The 546-nt window shown below is 62.1% G+C and carries 1 protein-coding gene; it reads left to right on the top strand.

What is annotated here, in order from left to right:
• Positions 1–325 precede the first annotated feature (325 nt).
• Positions 326–546: plasmid mobilization relaxosome protein MobC (gene mobC / locus V6590_RS20870; RefSeq protein WP_335425637.1), on the top strand; the 221-nt coding region annotated here is incomplete at its 3' end.

The following is a 546-nucleotide window of genomic DNA, read 5'->3' as shown; positions in this document are numbered from 1 at the left end:
CATGTCCATCCGCAACCCCATAAATCACGCATAGATTGTGCTTGATGTGGAGGTGTAAGAGAGGGATAGAGAAGGTGGCAGGAAATGCGGGATGTCTACAAATAATCGGCGGCAGGAATTGGCAGTAAAATCAACCTCACGTGAATCCGGGCAGAAACGGGATGCTGATATTCCTGCCGGGAGCGATTGCCCGGGTGCTGCTCTGGCGTCCCCGTGCCCCACCCCTCGGGGGCGACCGCCTGCGGCGAGCCCGGGTCAGGTCGTCAGTTGCCGTCTACCTGCCGAAGAGCTGCGGGCTTTCGATGCGCTCTGCACCCAGCTTGGCGTGAAATCCCGCTCCGACGGCCTGCGCTCCGTCGTGCGGATGGCGGCGGGCTTTCTGGAATTCAGCCGGGAGGACAGCGCGCGGCTGGAGGAGATCCGCTACGAATTGGCCAAGATCGGGACCAATGTGAACCAGATCGCGCTGGCGGCGAACCGGGGCAGGGCAGCGATGGTTCGGGCGCAATGGGCATCGGTTGAGGAATTGCGCCGGTCCTTGCCACT

It is taken from the genome of Gemmobacter denitrificans, from assembly GCF_036964905.1.
Classification (GTDB): Bacteria; Pseudomonadota; Alphaproteobacteria; order Rhodobacterales; family Rhodobacteraceae; genus Gemmobacter; species Gemmobacter denitrificans.
This window is presented reverse-complemented; position numbering and strand designations above follow the sequence as displayed.